At 68.5% G+C, this 19,582-nt stretch carries 10 protein-coding genes; 1 reads left to right on the forward strand and 9 read right to left on the reverse strand.

Going from position 1 to position 19,582, the window contains the following annotated elements; translation table 11 throughout:
- Window positions 1–4 precede the first annotated feature (4 nt).
- Window positions 5–790 (forward strand): maleate cis-trans isomerase family protein, encoded by a 786-nt coding sequence (locus tag ACO2Q9_RS11685; RefSeq protein WP_423311483.1) that lies wholly within the window; start codon window positions 5–7, stop codon window positions 788–790.
- 108 nt (window positions 791–898) lie between these two features.
- Here ACO2Q9_RS11685 and ACO2Q9_RS11690 read toward each other — a convergent pair whose 3' ends face one another.
- From ACO2Q9_RS11690 to ACO2Q9_RS11730, 9 genes are all read right to left on the reverse strand, one after another.
- Window positions 899–1,414: a spore coat protein U domain-containing protein gene (locus ACO2Q9_RS11690; RefSeq protein WP_423311485.1), complete on the reverse strand. Its 516-nt coding sequence runs from the start codon at window positions 1,412–1,414 to the stop codon at window positions 899–901.
- Window positions 1,411–3,909: a fimbria/pilus outer membrane usher protein gene (locus ACO2Q9_RS11695; RefSeq protein ID WP_423311487.1), complete on the reverse strand. Its 2,499-nt coding sequence runs from the start codon at window positions 3,907–3,909 to the stop codon at window positions 1,411–1,413. Before ACO2Q9_RS11695 ends, ACO2Q9_RS11690 begins: the two co-directional genes overlap by 4 nt.
- On the reverse strand, window positions 3,887–4,645 hold the full coding sequence (locus ACO2Q9_RS11700) for a fimbrial biogenesis chaperone (protein ID WP_423311489.1): 759 nt from the start codon (window positions 4,643–4,645) through the stop codon (window positions 3,887–3,889). The genes ACO2Q9_RS11695 and ACO2Q9_RS11700 overlap by 23 nt, the downstream gene beginning before the upstream one ends.
- A gap of 16 nt (window positions 4,646–4,661) precedes the next feature.
- Window positions 4,662–5,210, reverse strand: a complete 549-nt coding sequence (locus ACO2Q9_RS11705) for a Csu type fimbrial protein (RefSeq protein ID WP_423311491.1) — start codon at window positions 5,208–5,210, stop codon at window positions 4,662–4,664.
- 178 nt (window positions 5,211–5,388) lie between these two features.
- Window positions 5,389–7,500 carry an HlyD family efflux transporter periplasmic adaptor subunit gene (locus ACO2Q9_RS11710; RefSeq protein ID WP_423311493.1) on the reverse strand — a complete coding sequence of 704 codons (2,112 nt, stop codon included), beginning with the start codon at window positions 7,498–7,500 and terminating at the stop codon, window positions 5,389–5,391.
- Window positions 7,494–8,846, reverse strand: a complete 1,353-nt coding sequence (locus ACO2Q9_RS11715) for an efflux RND transporter periplasmic adaptor subunit (protein ID WP_423311495.1) — start codon at window positions 8,844–8,846, stop codon at window positions 7,494–7,496. The genes ACO2Q9_RS11710 and ACO2Q9_RS11715 overlap by 7 nt, the downstream gene beginning before the upstream one ends.
- 9 nt (window positions 8,847–8,855) lie before the next feature.
- Entirely contained in the window at window positions 8,856–9,629 is a 774-nt protein-coding gene (locus ACO2Q9_RS11720) for an efflux RND transporter periplasmic adaptor subunit (protein ID WP_423311497.1), read from the reverse strand.
- On the reverse strand, window positions 9,629–11,551 hold the full coding sequence (locus ACO2Q9_RS11725; RefSeq protein ID WP_423311499.1) for a TolC family protein: 1,923 nt from the start codon (window positions 11,549–11,551) through the stop codon (window positions 9,629–9,631). Before ACO2Q9_RS11725 ends, ACO2Q9_RS11720 begins: the two co-directional genes overlap by 1 nt.
- 39 nt (window positions 11,552–11,590) lie before the next feature.
- A complete protein-coding gene (locus tag ACO2Q9_RS11730; RefSeq protein ID WP_423311502.1) occupies window positions 11,591–19,468 on the reverse strand; it encodes a DUF4347 domain-containing protein in 7,878 nt (2,625 codons plus the stop codon).
- Window positions 19,469–19,582: the final 114 nt, after the last annotated feature.

Genomic DNA, 19,582 nt, shown 5'->3' on the forward strand with positions numbered 1-19,582 from the left:
GCACGTGGCCATCGAATACGGACCGAAAGGCCTGATCGGCATCCTCACGCCGCAGGCCAACACCACTGTCGAGCCCGAGTTCAGCATCCTGCTGCCGCCGGGTTACTCGACGATCAACGCACGCCTGATGAGCGACAAGAAGACCATCGAGACGCGGCTCGTCGATTACTTCGCGCGCTACGGCGAGGCGTGTGAGCAGTTCGCGAACGCGCCCATCTCCGCGCTCGCGTTCGCGTGCACGGGAGCTTCTTACATCGCCGGCAAGGACAACGAGGCGCGCACGCTCGATGGGCTGTCGCAGCGCCACGGCGTGCCCGCCGTCACGGCCGCCACGGCCGTCGTCGATGCGCTGCACGAGATCGGCGCGCGCCGTATCGCGCTGTCGTCGCCTTATCCGCAGACGCTCACCGACAGGAGCGTGGTGTACTGGGAGTCGCACGGATTCGAGGTCTGTGACGTCGCGACGGCAGCGCCGGATTCCGCGCAGTTCCACCCGATCTACTCGATGCCTGCGTCTGCTGCGTCAGCCACGCTGGACACGCTGTCGTCCGGCGCTGGCGCCGATGTGGATGCGGTGGTGATGCTGGGCACCGGCATGCCGACGCTGGGCCCGATCCTGTCGCGCGCGGGGCAGTCCGGCCCGCCCTTGCTGTCTTGCATGCTGTGCCTGGTCTGGCGCTGTGTGCAGGCCATCCGGCCCGCTGACGGCGACCTGCAGACCTGGCTTTCCGGAAATGAATGGGGTCCGGTACTGGCACACCGCATGCCGGAGATGGTCAGCCGGCCTTAACCCCTGTCCAGCGTCACCAGCATTCCGGTTTTCACCTGCTTGCTGATGATTCGCCCCAGCTGGAACGACAGACCACCCGAAAACGTGATGCGGTGAACCACGCGGGTGTCAATACACCACCGACACGGTGATGGTGTTGCTGTAGCCGCCCGCTGCCACGTATTGGCCCGCCGGGATGAGTCCATACACCGTGTAAGTGCGCGTGGCCGATGCGCCCAATGCGGCGGCCACGGCCGAGTAGCTGTCGCTGCGGCCGTCGTTGCCCCATACGGTCTGGTAGTTGTCGCTGGTGTAGAGGTTGTAGGCCAGCGGCGTGCCCGGGCCATTGAGCACGCGGTTGGCGATGGTGCTGTTGGCGCCCGCGCTCAGGCTGATGCTGTAGGAGAACGTGACGAGGATACCGATGCCGTACAGCGTGCCGGTGACCGAGATGTCTGTCGCGCCGGACTTGGACGAGGCCGGGTTGTAGTTGCCGAAGGACAGCGGCAGCGGCACGCTCACCGTTGCGCTGCAACTGAACAGGCCGATGCCGGTGCAGCCGGCGTGCGCGGCGGGTGCGAAGGTCATCGCTGCGACGGCCATCGTGCAGCACGCGGCGAAGGGTTTGAGTTGGCTTGCGTTCATGGCGGTGATGAGGAAGTAGGTGCCGGCAAGGTCGAACCGGGCAATGTGTTGCGGACGATCTCGCAGGTGTACGGCCCGAGCGATGGCAGTTTGGCCTTGGGATCGATGGCGCCCAGTGCGAAGCGGCAGCGTTGCCCGCGCCAGCGCGCTTCGAAGACTTCGCCCGAGCGCGGCCCGGCGATCGATATCGCGCCGCCGTAGCCGGTGAGCAGCGGTTCCTTGCGGTCGGCACCCACCACGTCGATGCCCGGTGGCAGCGGTGTGCCGTCGGCCAGTTGCACGGTCGCGTTGACGACGAGGTCGTACGAAAGATCGAAGCGCACATCGGCGATGGACCGGTAGCGTGGCACCACCTGCATGCTGTCGCGCCGCAGCGTCGCCTCGATCGGCAGGTCGCCCGCATCGATGCTGAGGTAGTTGGTGCCGTAGGCGCGCAGGCCCGGCACGATGGCGCGGCCGCTGTCGTTGGTCACGGCCCACGGCTGGTTCTCGCGGTAGATCGTGATGCCCGGCGAGCCTTCGACGGTAACCAGTGCAAAGGCCTCGTTGGACGAGCGTGAGGTGAACAGCATGCCGTCGGCCAGGCCCACCGAACCGCTGGCGCGAAGGCGCGTCGCCGTTTCTCCGCGCACAGCGGCTGCGTCGGCCGACACGATGCCCCAGCGCGTACGCCATTCCACACCGGCCTCCGCGCGCTCGGTGTCGCCGCGCGATGCGCGCACCCGATAGCCCAGGCCCAGGTCACCCGGGGGCAATTGCACGAATTCGGCCTGCACCGAGGGTCGCTGGTTGTCGGAGCGCTGCATCGACACCGACGCGCTGCGGTTCGCGTCCAGCACCATGCTGAAGGTGAGGCCGACCGACGTGGTCGATTGCCCGCTGTTCTGCCGTGTTCGCGCGATGTAGGTCGAAAGCGATGACGTCGCGCCGATGCCGATGGACCAGTTGGCCGAGGTGACGACGATGCGGTCGCCCGTGCTGTAGCCCAGTTGCGTGTAGCTCGCCCCCACCGAGCCGTAGCGCGGCCCGAGTGAGCGGCCGGCGAACACCTGTGTCTGGCGGTTGATGTGCGCGAAGTCGTCCTGCCAGCCGATCTGCGTGAAGTTGCGGCTGGCGACCTGGCGCATCACCGAGAAATTCCAGTCCTTGCTGCTGCGTGTGTACGACGCGCGCACGAGCCGGCCACTGCCATCGAGCATCGGCACGCTCGCAGGCACGGCTGCGGAGTTGTCCGGCCGCTGGCCACCGCTGGCCGCGCCGTGCAGCGAGAACTCGCCGATGGAGCCCCAGATCCAGGTGAGGCCGGCACCCGCCGTGCGGCTGTGGGCGGCGGCTTCTGCGCGCAGGTCCACCGTCAACCTGTCGGTCAGGCCGCGCCGCCAGCTGCCCGAGACGAACGGATCGCCGTAGTCGAAGCTGCGCTCGCCGTAGCGCAGGCGCGTCCAGCCGGCCTCGATGGAATAGTCCGACAGGCCCGAGCGCAGCAGGTTGGCGCTCACGTAATAGGGCGTCGTCACGGAGCGGCGAACGCCCAGCGCGTCGGTCACGGTGAAACGCATTTCCCCGGCGCCCGAGAGTACGGGCACGTTGTTGATGGCGAACGGGCCGGCCGGGATCGGCTGCTGATAGCGCATCACGTTGTCGATGTAGACCTCCACCGACGAGGGGATGGCCGAACCGCCGCGCAGCGTGGGCAGCGGATAGGTGATGTAGCCCGGTTGCAGCCCGAAGCGCGTGCCGAACTGCACACCGCCGAAGCGGATGGGCGTGGACCAGGGCGCTGACTGCGTGATCGAGTCACCGACGGTCAGGCGGCGCAGGCGGTCCGGGTCATCGCGCACATACGAACTGTCCAGCCGCACGGCGCCGTTGCCGCGGCCGCCGAAACCCGACTGGCCGGCGAGCAGGTTGGTACCCAGCGTGCCCCAGTCGGCCGATGCCGTGGCATCGAACAGGCCCGAGAGGCGCGTGCCGTCGCGGTCCTGTTGCATCACGATGTCGTAATTCATGAAGGTGCCGAACACCGAAGGGAACACCGGCGGCCGCTCGATGCCGCGAGCCGCGCCGACACTGGTTTCGAAGGCCTCGTGCGAGAGTTGCAGGTCGACCGTCTGGGTGATCTCGTCGATCGAGATGCGTGCCCCCGCGAGCGCGCGCAGGTCGTAGAGGTCCGTGCCGTTCCTGCGCAGCGTGGGCTCGCCCGGGATCACGAGCCGCCACGTCTTCAGGTCTGCGGCGGTGACGAGCAGGTAGGCACCCAGACGCAGCAACGGGCGCGGCGCGTCCTGCAGCAGGCCGTTGATGCGCACTTCGAGGAAAGCCATTTCGCCGTCATCGGCATTCGCCGCGGCGCTGGCTGGCGCGGAGCTGAGCGCGGCCAGGAGAATCGGTCGCTCGGGAGGCGATGCCACCCCGCCGGCCGCCTGCGCCAGCACCGGGTGCGCGATGAGCCAGCCGAGGCAGCTCCATGGGTTAACGCGCAGCCGGCGGCGCATTGGGTACGCGCAGGACGATGGGCGGGAGCGCGCGGTCCCCGGCGGCGACGGCTTCGATGCGCAGCGGCGTGTCAGCCGCCAGCGCGGGCAGCGTCGACTTGTCCAGCACGATGGGCATGGTGCTGCCGGGCAGCACGTAATGCGAGAGGCTGCGGCGCACCAGCTCCTCACCGTTCTCGCGGCGCACCACAAGGCTCGTGATCTGGATGTGCGTGTTGCCCTTGTTTTCCAGCGCGATGTCCCAGCCGCCCGTGGGACTGGCAACCAGCCGCCACTCGGCGGCTTCAGCCGGTTGCGCGGGGGCGACGAACACGGGGATGCCGATGCGCAGCAGCGTCTGCAGCCCGGTGGCCTGGCCGGGGCCGCGCTCCTGCGGCAACTGGCGCACGAAGACGCGGTAGCTGCGCTCTTTCGCGTCGGTGCCCACCTGCAGGCCGACGCGCACGATCTGCTGGCCACCGGCGGGAATGCGGAAGATGGACGGGTTGATCAGCGCGTCGCGCGTGGGCGTGTAGACGTCACGCCCGTTCTCCTGCGTCCAGGCGACGACTTCGGCCTGCACGGCGAACTCTTCCTGCTCCGGGTTGCCGATGACCATCGAGGCCACGGGCCGCTGCGGGCCGAGGTCCAGCCGCAGGGGGGCGACGTGCATGCTGGCGGCAAGCGCCCCGGCCGGCAGAAATCCGGCGGAAAGCGCGCAGGCCAGTACGAAACGCGATACGGATCCGGGATTCATGTCCCCCCTTTACTGATCAGTACGTCAGGGTCAGCGTGATCGTGTCAGTGTAATCAGTGGCGGGCGCGGCGGTGTACTGGTTTACCGGGATTTGCCCGTAGACCGTCAGGGGCTGGGCGGTGCCGTTGCCGGAGTAGCCGGTGGCGGCGGTGCTGTTGTCCCAGTTCACGGTGTGGGCAGCGTCCTTGTACAGGCCGTAGGACAGCGTGTTGCTGCCGGCGGCGGCCGAGGCGCTGGTCATGCGGCGGGTCGTCACCGAAGCGCCGCTGGAGACGCCGGGGCTCATGCCGATGGAGTAGGGCGTGCCGGAGGTGCAGGTCACGTAGAACGTGGTCGTGCTGTTCAGCGGCGTGGACGAGTTCGGGTCGTACGTACCGAAGCCGAGCGTGGGGGGCGTGGTCACCAGACAGGCCTTGACGACCGATGCGGTGACCTGGAAGGTCGTGGTGGCCGTCACGGCGTGGGCGGCGGGGGCGCAAGCCAGCAGGACGCCAGCAGACAGGAATGCGGCCTTGAGCGCGCGGTTGAAAGCGACTTGCTTCGAGACAGGGTTGATCCGGTTCATGGTTTCCATCCTTTTGGGTTGAGCCCTTGCACTGGTGTGTGCGTTGGCATGGAACGGATTCTGGAGACGGGTCGCTTGCTTGTGGGTGCCGGCAACAGTTGTTAATGCTGCCTGCAATGTTTGTTATCAGTCAGGAAATGATTGTTCATGATCCGGTGCCCGGGGTGTGGATTTCTTCTCAGAAATCGGCCTGCTGGATGAGCACCGATATCGCTGCGGCGGCCCATTGTTTCGCCAGGCTCGTGCTTTCGCCCTCGAATTGCACGTGGACGAGCCTGACAGCCGGGCTCAGGGCCGGATCTGCGGCGCTTTCCGTCTCGATCAGCACCCGGTAGAGGGCGTCCGCAGGGCGCAGCGCCGCCGGTTGGCCGCCGGGGGCGAGCGCAATGGGGCCGCCGTGGTTCTGCGCGAGCAACAGGTGCGGCAGCTTCTGCACGGGGCTGCTGTCGATGGCAACGATGTTGCCCGCCATAGGCGCATGCGAGGCGTGTTGCGTGCCCTGCAGGTAGACGCGCACGGGTTTGCCGGTCATGAGGCGCAGCGCATCCTTCTCCGTCACCAGCGCTTCCACGCGCCAGCGTTTCTCGTCCACCAGCCAGGCGATGGGCGTGTGCACGTTCACCCAGCTGCCGGCATGCAGCGCCGGGTCCACGTCGCGCAGGCGGCCTTCGTGCTGGGCCACAAGGCGCAGGCGGTCGAGTTCGGCATCACGCGCGATGCGCTCGGCCTCCCAGCGGGCGGCAAACTGCTCGGCCACGGCCTGCTTCGCCGCGCCATCGGACTCCTCGGCCAGCGCGCCGCGCGCCGTACGCTGGTAGGCGGCTTCGAGTGCGCGGGCCTTGTCACGCTCGTTCACCTGCGCGGGCTCGTCGAGGATGGCGATCACGTCGCCGGCGCTGACCACATCGCCGTTGGCGAAACGGATCTCGCGCAACTGCGCGGGGAAGGGCGCATACAACGGCTGCTCCAGCCCCGCGCGCAGCACGCCGCTGCCATGGATGGTGGATGACCAGGGCACCAGCACGATGGCAAGGCCCGCGAGCACGGCGGCCACGCCGGCGTACAGGCGCTGGCGGGGCACCTCGCGCCGGTGCCGCCACCAGTGGCCCACCTCTCTGGCGACCGGCCGCCCGATGAACACGGCCAGTTCCACGAACAGCAGGAAGATGCCGAGTGCCTTGAAGAACGCGTGGTACACGAGCAGCGCGATGCCCAGGAACAGCACCAGCCGGTACACCCAGGTCGCCAGCGCGAAGCCGATCAGGAAGCGGCGGAAACCCGGCGTCTGCGCTTCGGGCGCCGGTTCGTCCAGGCCCAGCAGCGTGTGCCGCACGAAGCGCTTGGCCCAGCGGCCTGCGCGCTCGTGCATGCCGGGGTAGTCCAGCAGGTCGGACAGCATGAAGTAGCCGTCGAAGCGCATGAAGGGGCTGGCGTTCACCGCCACCGTCAGCACCCAGGCCGTGGTGGCCAGGAAGAAGAACGCGTTGCGCAGGTTGCCGTCGGGCGCGAGCGCCCACAGCAGCGTGCACCAGGCGGCCAGCATCAGCTCGCTCGCGATGCCGGCCGATGCGATGCGGAAGCGGTGCTTCGCGTCGGCCAGCTTCCAGCTTTCGCCGGTGTCGGTGTAGGGCATGGGCCAGAGCACGAGGAAGGCCACGCCCATGTGGCCCACGCGCACGCCGTGCCGTGTGGAAACGAGCGCATGCCCCATCTCGTGGATGAGCTTGGAGACGATGAGCGCGGCGGCAAAGCCCGTCACGCCGTCCCAGGTCATCGCACCGGCCAGGTTGGCCTGCACCGTGTCCCACTGGCGCGCGGCGAGCACCACGCCCGTCGCACCCGCAAACAGCGTGAGCAGCAGGAACCAGCGCGAGAACAGCCAGTCCACCCAGGGCAACAGGCGGCGCAGGAAAGGCTCGGGCCGCACCAGCGGGATGCGGATGAACAGGTAGTTGTCCAGCAGCCACTTCCAGCCCGCGCGCGGTTGCTTCGGCGGCGCGGCGCTTTGACGCACCAGCTTCTGTTGTTGCAGGAAATCGACGAACTGCTTCACGTCGCCTTCTTCGGCCGCCAGCGTGGTACGGGCCGCGATGTCCTGCGCGATGGCGCGCGCATCGCCCATGTGCCAGCGGCGCAGGGTCTCGAATTCGAGCCAGCCGATGCGGAAGAACAGGTTGCGCACCGGGTCTGCCACGTGCCAGGCGGGCGAGCCGTCGCGGTTGGTGCCGGCCTCGTGCAACTGCAGTTCCTGCCGCAGCGCGGGCCAGGATGCTGCGGCGCTGCTCAGCATCCGCACCACTCCCGGGCGGCCGCGAGGGGCCGGCGCAGCAGCAGGTAGCCCAGCACCGTCCAGTCGCCCGCGATGCGTGCGGTACCGCGCAAGCCGATGCGCGCCTTGTCCGACGCTTCGCTGAGCGTGCCGCGCAACTGGTAGCTCGCCACGCCTTGCGGCGACTCGACGACCTGGTAGCTCGCATAGTCGAGTTGCGCAGACACCGGACTGAGCGGCGCGACGCGCAGGAACAGCGTGATCGGCGCGCCGGGCGCGAGGTTCACGGCTTCGGCCACCGGAGCCCAGGCCTGCAGGCCGAGGGTGGCAGGGTCGGCCAGCAGGCCCACGCGCTCACCGGTCTGCACCGGGCGGCCCGCCCAGTCGTCGGGGTTGGAATAGACGAACACGCCGGCCGACGGCGCCTTGATCTGCAGCCGTTCCATCTCGCGCGAGAGGGATTGCACTTCCACCTCGCGCTCCTTCACGCGGCCATCGGCCAGGCCCAGTTCGGCCTTGGCGCCCTGCGCTTCGATGGCGCGTTGCGAGGCCTGGTGCAGTTCGGTTCGCGCACTCGCGAGCGACGCCTGCGCGACCGACATGCGGTTGTAGAGCGTGGTGTCGTCCAGCTCGGCGATCACCTGCCCTGCCTTGACCGGCGTGTTGGGCTTCACCGTCATCTGGCGGATCACGCCGTCGCGCGGCGAGGCGATGACTTCCGTGCGATTGGACACCACCTCGGCAGGCACGAGCGCGTATTCGCGCACGGGAATCAGCAGCAGGAGCAGGACGGCCGCCAGCACACGGCGCGCGATCTTGCCGGTGGACAAGGCGGACAGCGCCGCGGAGAACGCAGGCCGCCGTGCGGCCATGGCCCACCAGGCGTGACCGTAGACGCCCGTTGCCTGCAGCAGCCAGGACTCGGGCGAGCCGGGCGCGATTTCCCCGGGCCAGGGCTCGGCACGCGCGAGCAGCAGCACCGCACGCAGTTCGCCATCGGGCCCCGAAAGGCCGAGGGCGAGGGCGTGTGCGGGCAACCAGTCGGCCCAGGCCGCGGCGAGCGATGGGGGCAGGGTGGAGGCGGACACCCCCATCACGCGCGCGCTGTCGGGCAATGCGGCCAGTGCGGACTGCAGGTGTCTTGCGACCTGCGCAAGCCACAGCGCATACGGCGAGTCGGCATCGACGTCGGCCAGGCCCGAGTGGCCCACGAGCCGTGCACGCGCCGCACCCGTGAAGCTCACCAGAGCGGCCTGCTGGTAGGGCACGAGCGCGAGCGTGTCGTTGCACAGCACGAACGACAGTTCGGCGGCGGTGCGCGCCGCGTGGATCTTGGCGACCAGCGTCTGGAAGAGGTCCGGGTTCACTGGCGCAGCTTACTGCACGGGCTGCGCCTGTCCACTCATGCCGGGCAGCACATGGGGTGTGCGGCCGGTGAAGGCGGCTTCCACTTCCACCGTCTGGCTCACCGCGTCGGCGCGGGCCGACACGCGCGTGATCTGCACCGGGTACTGCGCGCCGGTCTCGTCCACGGTGGCGTTGAGCTTGCTGCCGTTCTTCAGCCAGGCCAGCCATGCCGAAGGCACGTTCATCCGGGCCTTGAGCGGGCCGGAGCCGACAAGGTCCATCACCGGTGCACCGGCATTCACGCCCTGGCCCACCTTCACATGCACGCGCGCCACGCGGCCGCTGAACGGCGCGACGAACACGCATTGCGCGATCTGCGCTTCGAAGATGCGGATCTGGCTGGCCGCGCGGTCCACGTTGGCGGCGGCGAGTTCCACCTCCACTTCGGCGGCGGACTGCAGGCCCTGCAGCTTCATCTTGGCTTCGTGCTGCAACCGTGCTGCGGTGAGTTCGGCCCTGGCGGCGTCGCGCCGGGCCTGCGTCTCACCGCAGTCGAGCGAGGCGACGACCTGGCCCGCGCGTACCGCATCGCCCAGGCCCACGGGCACGCTGGCGATGCGGCCGGGAATCACGGCCGAGAGCGCGCTTTCGTTGCTGGCGACGACGAGGAAGCGCACCTTGCCCGGTGCTGCGGGTGCGCCAGATGCGGCTTGCGTTTGCGTCGGCGTCTGTACCTGCGCCTGTGCCTGCGCGACGATTGCCGCCAGCGACAGCGCCGCTGCGGCCACGATTCGCACCGCCATCACTGCGTGCCGCCTGCGATGGCGGCTTTGCGCAGGTCCGACACCACGGAGAGCGTGGCTGCTTCCGCGAAGGCATTGACCGAACGCTGGGGCACGTCGGCCGGCAGGAAGCTGGTGTAGGCCTGCGACAGCACGGGTGCAGGCTGGCCCGGTGTGGTCAGCAATATCTGCCACTGCGCGCGCGCCGTGGCGCGGGACTCCAGACGGCGGAACTGCAGCGTGAGCGTGAGTGGCGCCCCGATGGGTTTCACTTCGAGGCCATTGCGCGTGACCACGCGCTCGACGATGCCCTGCACCACCGCGCGGTCGATGCCGGGCGGCAGGTCGGACACCTGGATCGCCAGGGCCAGCGGTTGCGTCTGCTCGACGGCCGGGATCAGGAACGCATCGCGTTCACCCGTGACCAGGCTGGCTTCGATCGCCTTGGCCAGCGTGGGCACATCGGTGCCGGCCACTTCGTCGGGCAGCAGGTCGATGCCCACCGAATTCATGATGCGGCCATACGCTGCCTGCGTGGCCGCATAGGCCGATGCCAGCTGGAAGCGCGAGACGATCGCGCGCGAGTCGGTGCGCAGCGCTTCGAGTTCGCTTTCCAGCTTGTTGAGGCTGCCCGCGCGCGAAACACTGGCCAGGCGCTGGTCCACGCGCGTCGACTCGGCGGCGAGCTCGTAGTCGAGCACGGAGAGTTTGTAGCGCTCCACCGACACGCGCACCTGCGTGATCACGGCCATGGTCAACGCGAGGCGTCGTGCCTCGTCGGCCTTCTTGCGTGCTTCGTTGGTGCGCTCGATGGTCGGGTAGTCCAGCAGGCGGATCAGGTTGACCGAGAGGTTCACGCCCGCTTCCGACCAGCTGTTGTTGTACATGTACTCGTTGGAGTCGTAGCGGCCGCCCGCGTAGAAGTTCAGGCTGGGGAACAGCGCGGCGATCTGCTTCTTCGCTTCATTGATGCCGATGCGTGCCTTGTAGTCTTCCTCGCGCAGCTCGGGGCGGTTTTCCAGCGCGAGCTGCTCGAGCTCGCCCACATTGACCGGCACGGATGCCAGGCGGTCTTCCATGTGATCCGCCAGCTGGAAGTCGGTGCCGGGCGTCACGCTCATCAGCGCGGCGAGTTCGCGCTTGGCGAATTCCATTTCCTGGCGCTTCACGTTCACGAGCGTCATCGCGTCCAGCAGTGCGCGCTGGTACGACAGCGCCTGCGCGGGCGGCAACACGCCGGCACGCTCGGCTTCCTGCGACTTGGCCTGCGCATCGCGGATGCGCACGAGCAGCGCGTCGGCTTCGCCCAGCAGTTGCTGCGCGCTCACCGCGCGCCAGTAGGCGTTGCGCACGTCCTGCACGATGTTGTGCAGGATCTTGCGCCGGCGTTCCTCGGCGATGTTGAATTCGTCCGCTGCCTGTTTGGAGCGGTAGTAGCCGATGCCGAAGTCCAGCGCGTTCCACGACAGCGTGGCGCGGTTGTAGTAGTGCGAGCGCTCTTCCGACGTCGAGGGGCGCAGGCTCACCACGCGGTCTTCGATGCCGATGCTGGTGCCGCCCGAATCGTTGTTGCGCGACGAGTAGCCGGCTTCGACCACGAGCCTGGGCATGAGGTCCATGTTGGCCACATCCAGCAGGCCGCGCGAGAGTGCGCTCTCCATCAGCTTGAGGCGGTAGTCCAGGTTGTACTTGAGCGCACGGGCCAGTGCGGTCGAGAACGTCACCGGTCCGCGCAGCGGGTCCTGCGCGCGGTAGATGCGCTCCTGGTCGGCCTGTGCGCGGCTGGCGACTTCGGAGGCGGGGATCTTCTCGGGCTTGACCGTGCCGCAGCCTGCGAGGAAGAGTGCCACGGCCACGGTCGCGCCCATGGTGATCCGCGCGGGCTTGAATGCGGGGCGCGGGTGGGACAGGAGGTGAACGGAGTTGCGTGTGATCGACGTCATGTGTTGTTACTTCTCTGATTCATTCAATCGGATGCGTGCTCAGGTATGGCTCACGGCCTGAGGAACTTTCACGGGGCGGGCCTTCTGGGTAGCGGCGGCCAGGCTCATGTCCTTGACCGAGCCTTGCCGGCCCGCCATCGCAGCGAGTTGCTCGGAGAACGGCGTGGCTCCGCGCGGCGCGGCGATGCTGGCCTGTGCCTCGGCCTGCAGGGCTTCGAGGTCGGCAATGAACGCGTCCCGCTGCGCTGTGCCACCGGCATCGGTGTCCGCGCCGGATGCGTCAGCGGCCTGCACCGGCTGGCCCGCCGTGCCGGCATCGGCCGTCTGCGCCGTTTCCTCGCCGGCGTTTACCGGGTTCGGGCCGAACGGCGAGAAGTCGTCGAACAGCGTGGACGCGCCGACCACCATGCTGTTGCCCAGGCCACGCGCGCGGCTCTGGCCTTCGGCGAGCAGTTGCTTGCTGAAGGCGACACCGTCGCGGCTCACGTGCTGCGTGTTCGTCATGTCCTGGTCGATGGCCAGCAGCTCGCTCTGGATTTCCGCGCCGAACTCGATGCCCTGACCGTCGCCGATCTGTGCGGAGAGCGACTGGATCAGCTGCGCCGATTCGGCCACGGAGAGCTGCACGAACACGGCAGGCTCGAACGGCTGGTAGATCACCGGCGGATCGAACTGGTCCAGGCCCGGGAAGATGATCGGCGGCATCCGGTTGTCCGGGCCGAGGATGGTGATGGTCAGCGTCGCGGTGCTGGTGTCGCCGTCCGCATCGGTGATGGTGTAGGTGAAGGTTTCCACCAGCGTCTGGCCGGTGTAGAGGTCCTTCACCGCGGGGTGCTCGGTGTTCACCGCGAAGCTGTAGCTGCCGTCGGCGTTGAGCGTGAGCGTGCCGTAGGTGGCCGGCAGCGGCGTGCCCACGATGCCGCCTGCGAGTGCCGTCACGGTGGTCGGTCCGTCCGCGCCGGGCCGGTCGGCCACATCGCCCGCGCCACCGCCGGTGAGCACGTTGCCGCCGACCGTCGCGCTCGGCCCACCGAGCTGCACGCTCGCGCGGTCGTCGTTGGCGGCCGGCGAATCGTCGATCACCAGCACGGTGACGGTGCCGCCCACGGTGTCGCCGTCCGTATCGGTGACAGAGACGGCAATCGCTTTCGTCACTTCGGGCACGCCATGCGTCTGCGGCGTGATGAGCGTGTAGCGGTAGCCCACGGTGCCGGTCGCCGGGTCGTAGCTGGTGATGGTGATGGTGCCCATCGGCGTGGCGATGGGCGCAAGCGGTGTGCCCGGCAGGCCGGTGAGCTGGCCCAGCGTGATGTCCGTGCCGCCGACGGTGATGCGGTCGATGCCGTCGGGCACGTTCAGCACGAAGGTGCCGGTCGCCGTCTGGCTGCCGCCACCGTCCGTGAGACCTTGCTCGTACACGGTGGCCTCGCCCGTCGTGCCGCCGCCGTTGCCGTCGGTGACGGTGAGCGAGAGCGGCGCGACGCTGGTGGTCAGCGTGAGCGTGCCGGTGCTGTAGCGCGACGTACCGCCGGTTGCGCCGGCGATGTTCAGCGTGGTGCCGCCCGTGGGCGCGACGGTGCTGTTGCCGCCGTCGCCGGTTTCCACGAGGCGCACGGTGAGCGGTGCGGGCGTGCCGTTGAAGTCGCCGGCTGGCACGAAGCGCAGGCGGTCGTTGCCATCGAGCACCAGCGCATTGGCATCGGTGCGGCTGCCGACGGCGATCCAGGGGCCGGTGCCGTCGATCTGGTATTCCCACGCGCCTTCGGCCGGATTGGCAGCCGGGCCGACAACCGCCACGCCATGGAAGGTGTTGCTGGCCGAGCCGCCGGTGATCGGGTCCAGCGGGTCCGCGTACTGGCCGGCGAACAGCGTGTTGACGGACTGGCCACCTGCGTCGGCGGGCCGGTCGGCCTGTGACGGCACGATGGTGACGACGGTGTCCAGCGGGTTGGCCAGTTGTGGCGCATCGTTCACTGCGTTCACGGTGATGGTGAACACGCGCGTGGTGGTCAGTGCGTTGTCGGTGCTGCCGGGTGCCGTGTCGGTGTACTCGTAGTCACCGTTGGCGCTGGTCGGGTCGTTGCTGTCGCCGCCCAGCACGTCGGGGCGCACGCCCGTGTTGCCCTTGTCGTCGTAGACGATGGTGACGTCGAAGCTGCCGTTCCAGTCGCTGGGCGTGGGCGCATCGGGTTCGTCGGGCAGGTTGATGACCATCGCCTTGAGCGAGGCGTTGATCTGGTCCTGCGAACCGGTGAGCACGACGGTGCCTGTGCCGACACCGGTGACGGCCGCCGTGCCGCCCACGCTGTTGAACGTGAAGCCTGTGGGCACCGACACCGTGGCGGTCATGGTGTTCGCCACGCCGGCGTCCGGGTCGAACAGCGTGATGTTGCCGATGGTGCCATTGAGCGTGACGGTGGCCGAGCCTTCATCCACGACCAGCGTGCCGGGCACGGTGACCTGCCCCGGGTCGTTGAGGGTCGTGGGGAACACGATGCGCTGCGCCACGTTCACGTTGGGCGCCAGCGGCGCGGGAATGCCGGCGGTCAGATAGGGATCGATTTCGCCGGTGGACGGCAACTGCACGCCGCCACCCGTCGCCGGGTTGTCGCCGCCGTTGGCCGTGACGCCGAGCGCACCGGTCGTGCGGTCGCGCACGCGGTCGTCGGCGATCACCTGCACGCGGTAATTGGCGTCGATGTTGGCCAGTGGGCCTTCGATCTTCACCTGCAGGCCGGCGAGGTAGGCGTTCACCTCGGCCAGCGTGCCGCGGATCACGAGCGCGCTGCCGGTGCCGTCGAAGGTGGTGTCCACGGTGACGCCGCCGTTGCCGGGTGCCGACGAGCTGATGACGATGTTGTCCACGGGCGCGAGCGGATCGGTCATGTCCACGTAGTCGCCCGCCACCAGCGGGTTGCCCGTCGCGTCGTCGAGGATGCGCACGGTGACCTGCACGAAGTCGGTCTCGCCCGCCGCCACGTCCAGCGTGCCGGGGTCGGCGTCGATGTCGCCGTTGATGTCCACGTCGCCGACGACGAAGCCGCCGACCGGCGTGGTGCCCACGAGGGGTTGTGCGCCGGAACCGGCCGAGACCGTGGGTGCGTCATTGACCGGCACGATGGTGATGGGGATCACCAGCGGTGCGACGACATTGGGGACACTCGCGCCGCCGCCGGGCGCGTCGCCGATGGCCGATGCGCCTTCGTTGAATTGCACCGTCAGCGTGACGCTGCCGGACGTGCCGGTGCCGTTGTAATCGATGTTGCCGCCCGCCGGCGTTGTATAGCGCAGGCCGCTCGCCGGGTTGGTGACCAGGCTTTCGATCAGGTCGGCGCGACCGGTGAGCGTGAGCACCTGGTTGCCGCCGACCACGGACGAATCCACCGTCACGCCGCCGAGCGCGCCGATGGACAGCGTGCCCTGGCCGACGGGAATGCTGAAGCTCACGGACACCGAGGTGCCGAAGGCCTCGGACTCCGCGTCACCGATGGTGAAGTTGCCGCCGATGAACAGGCTCTGGTCTTCATAGACCTCGAGATCGGGTGGGCCGGTGAAGGTCGGCACGTCGTTCTCCGACGAGGCGAACACACGCACGGTGTTGGCACCGATGTTGCCGGCCATGCCCGGGGGTATGCCGGTGCTGCCCACGCTGCCTGCGCCGTCGCCGTACCAGTTGAAGCCGTCGGTGTTCGGCACGAGTGCGGGCGAACCGCCGTTCTGGTTGTTTGCGCCGCCGTTGGCCGTGGCGTCGACCGCACCGCCGGGCACGCTGTCCACCAGCGCGCCGGTGCCGGCATCGCGCACGCGATCGTCGGCGATCACCTGGACGCGGTAGGCCGCATCGCGGTCGCTCGAGAAAGTCACGGTCAGCGTTTCCAACGCATCGTTGATCTGCTCGCGCGTGCCGCGCAGTACGAGGTAGTCGTTGGTGCCCCCCGTTGCAACGCCGCCGCCTGCGACGGAGGCCGCCAGCGTCACGCCGGTGTACTGCGCTGCGGTGAACGGCGTACCACCGTCCTGCAGCAGGCGCACGACGACCTGCATCACGTCGGTGTTGCCATCCGCGATGTCCACGTCGCCCACCGAGAAGCCGCCGACCGGGTCGGCCCCGCCGGCGTTGTCCAGGTGGATCGTGGTCGGGCCGGAGACCGACACGGTCGGTGCATCGTTGGTCTCGGTCGTGTAGATCCAGAACTCGTTGTTGTTCTGTTCCTTGTCGCCATCGGAGATGGTGAAAGTGAATTTGTCGTTCGGCGTGCCCGGGTAGGTGGCCGGCGCCGATTCGCCACCCGCATGCTGGTAGTAGACGCGCCCGGCCATCACGTCGGCCTGCGTGAACGACGAGCCCACGCCGAGCAGGCGGAAGGTCACGCCGTCGGTCGAGTACAGCAGCGTGCCTTCGGTCGGCGTGCCGGTGATGCGGAACTGCACCTGCGCGGTGGTGCTGTCGGGGTCGTAGGCCGACAGGAACGCGGTGGTGATCTGCGTGCGCGTGCCTTCGGGAATGATCAGCGGCTCGTTCACGGCGGTGCCCGCCGGTTCGCCCGGCAGCGCGCCGGGGTCGGCCTGCGTCGGGTCGGTGGCGATGCGCGGCGCGTCGTTCACGTTGGTGATCTGGATCGTCACCGTGGCCGTGCCGGACGATGCGTCCCAGCGGTCGAGCGCCGACACGTCGAAGCTGGTCGTGCGCGTTTCGTCGCCGCTGCTCACGAAGCGCAGGCCGGTGGTGCCTGCGTTGCCTGTCAGCACGTTCGCGGGGATGACGGTCACCCCTGCCACCACGTTCTGCCACGAACTGCCGCCGTCCAGCGAGTACTGCAGGGTGCCGCCCGTGGGCAGTGTGGAGACCACGAAGCGCAAGGCATCGGGGCCGGTTGCATCGTTGTTGTATGCGAAGTTGTCGCCGCCACCGGCCAGCGTGGTGCCGGCTTCGTAGTAAGCCTCGCTGGTCGCGTCGTCGGCGTCCGAGATGCCCAGTTGCCCGGTGGTGATGTAGGCCGTGCCGCCTTCGGGAATGACGGAGGACGATGAGCCCACGATCACCGGCGCGTCGTTGGCGGGGGTGACGAAGAACTTGAACTCCGTCTCCCAGCGGTCGACCGCGCCGCCGATGTTCACGCCGGCCGATGCCGACAGGCGCACGCTCGATTCGAAGTCCTCGCCGCCGTCGTGCGTGTAACGCACGCGGCTGTTGTCCAGGTCGTCCTGGGTGAAGGTGTCGTACACGTTCATCGCCACCCAGCTGCCGCCGGTGAAGCGTTCGAGCGTGCCGTTCCAGCCGGCGGCGGACCCGCCTTCGAAGCCGAGGATGGTGTAGACCGTCTGGTTGGCCGGGATGTTGCCCACCGAGTAGTGCAGGCCCGCGTCGCCGGGACCTGTGTTGCCCGTCAGCAGGATCGAGCCGCCCTCGACCAGTCCGCCACCGCGCGTTTCGTTGAGGTTGTCGGTGCCGGCGAAATTGGAGCTGACGTCGGTGACCGTGAGGTCGCGGTCCGGGAAGGCGCCGCCGTTGCCCGCAGGTGTTTCCAGCAGGCCGATGTCGAAGGTGAAGACGCGCAGTGCGTCATCGGCGAAATTGCCCGGCGTGCCGCCGTCCACGTAGACACCGCCCAGCCGCTCGATGCTCGTGCCGTCGGCGTTCCAGCGGATGCTGACCGAGTTGTCCACCAGCGAGAAGGAGAACTGGTCGAACTCGCCCGGGCCGGCCCCGGACACCTGCACGTATTCGACACGGCCGTTGCGCACGTCGTCCAGCGTGAAGCTGCCGCCCAGCGGCAGGATCTCGCCATTGAGCAGGATGACGCCGCGCGTGGTGTCGCTCGTGATGACGAAGGTCATCCGCTCTTCGCCCGAATCGACATCGGAGGCATTGAGCATCGTGTCGGTCAGCGTCACGGTGTAGCTGACGTTGTCCGTCACCGTCGCCGAACGTGTGGAGCCTTCGTCCCACACCGGGTCGTCGTTTACCGGCTGGACGGTCAGCGAGATGGTGGTCGACGCCGAAGCACCGACGCCGGTGCCGCCCCCGCCATCGGTCACCGTGACGCCGAAGCCGTCGGTGTAGGCGTAATCGGTGGCGGGGTTGCCGTCGCCGTCGCGGTTGCCGGTGTTGCCGTAGGTGAGCCCGCCGCGCGCGGCGTAGGAGAACTGGAAGCCCGTGCCCGTCGTCACATAGGCGAGCGTGATCGCCTCGTTCGTGAAGTTCATCGTCACGCCGTTGACGATGGCCGTGCCGGTGAAGAACAGCGTGCCGTCGGTCGGCAGGCTGGTCAGGCGCACCATCAGCGTGGACAGGTCGTCGTCACCGCCGCCGTCGGCCACGATGAGGTTGCCCACGACGGAGATCGGGTTGTTCGACGCGTCCAGCGCGTTGGCCGGCTGGCCTTCGAGGATGACGCCGGAGCCGCTGACGCTCGGCCCCTGGTTGACGGGCGTGATGTTCAGCGTGATGGTCGCCGTGTCGGACTGTGCGGTCGGCGTGGCGCCGTCGTTCACGCGGATCGAGAAGCCGTCGGCCGTGTTCTGGTCGGCGCCGGTGGCGGTGTGCACGTAGACGATCTTGCCGTCGAGCACGTCCTGGTAGGTGAAGATCGAATCGACGCCCAGCCGGGTGCCGTCGCGCATCAGGTAGCCGTGTTGGGGCAGGCCCGTCACGCCGAAGATGATCTGCGCAGGCGTCTGCGTGCCGAGTGCGAGTTCGGCATCGATGGCCGCCAGCGTGGCGGGGGTGATGACCGTGTTGACGATCTCGTCCACGTTCTGGCTGTTGTTGGCCACCGACACGGGATCGTTCGACGGCGTCACGGTCACGCCCAGCGTGCGCGTCGTGGACAGCGGCGTGGCTTCGGAGTCGGTGACGGTCACGCGGATGGTCGCCGTGGCCGCCGTCACGCCGAGCTCGGTGTCCGAGGCCGTGAAGACGATGCTCTTGAGCCAGGCGTCCGCCGCCGCGGCAGAGCCGGTGAAGGTGAGCGTGCCTGCGCCGGCACCGACGCCGCCGACGGTGAGCGAGCCCACCGTCGTGTCGCCGAGCAGGTCGCCATTGCTGTCCACCAGCACGGTCACGGTGACGTTGCCCGCGCCGTCGTCGGCAAGGCTCCAGCCGCTGAAGTTCACGCTGCTGGCGCCCGGCGCATTGATGCTGCTGGGTTCGACCACGGTGTAGGCGGCGCCCGGCGCGTTGACGGTCGGCGCGGCCAGCAAAGCGTCGTAGCCCATCGCGGCGAACGCCGTGGCCTCGATGCTGCCGCTCGAGGCCTCGAGCGTCCAGTTGCCGCCGCGCGCGGCATGGCCCGTTGCGTCGGTCGACGCGGCCACATCGGCCTGCGTCAGCGTGGCCAGTCGGTCGATGAATGCGGTGTCGCTCGCGGCCACGTCGCAGCCGTAGAGCAGGATGTCGCCGTCGGCGGTGAGTGCGCTGCCGATGCGGTCGAGGTCTGCCTGCGCGGCGCTCAGCGTGGCCGCGTCGAGCGTCTGGTTGCCCAGCACGATGCCTTCGGCAGTGCCGTGGCTCAGGATGTGCAGCGCGCCGATGTTGCTTTGGCCGGCGAGCGCTTCGGCGATCTGCGCCGTGCCTGACCGATCGGTCGCCAGCACGATGACCTGGCTGCCGGCGGGCAGGCTGGCGACCAGTGATTCCCGGTCGGCCACGCTCCCGTCCACCACGTACACCTGGACGGGCGGTGTTTCCGTGTGCGCCGGGCCGACGTCCTGTTGTGTCGTGACGGGGTGCGCGTCCGGCGCTGCTGCGCCGTGATCGGCCGCGGCCTCCGGCGGTACTTCTGCAGGCGCGCCGGGCGCGTCGGCGCTGGCGGCCTCGACGAAGGCTGCGCCGTCGAACAGTTGACGGGCTTCAAGGGGGAAATGATGTGCGCGCGGCTTCAGGCGGCGCGGGAGTCCGGAACGGGTACTAGACACGGGAATCCCACCTCGGGTTTGTTACTGCAACTCACATTTTGGCTTGAGAATCGCGTTACAAACATGTGAGTTACCTCTTCGTTCCTCACAATTCCTCACGGACGGGTGGGCGAG

The sequence above is a fragment of the Variovorax sp. VNK109 genome (genome assembly GCF_049445855.1).
Classification (GTDB): Bacteria; Pseudomonadota; Gammaproteobacteria; order Burkholderiales; family Burkholderiaceae_C; genus JAGOCV01.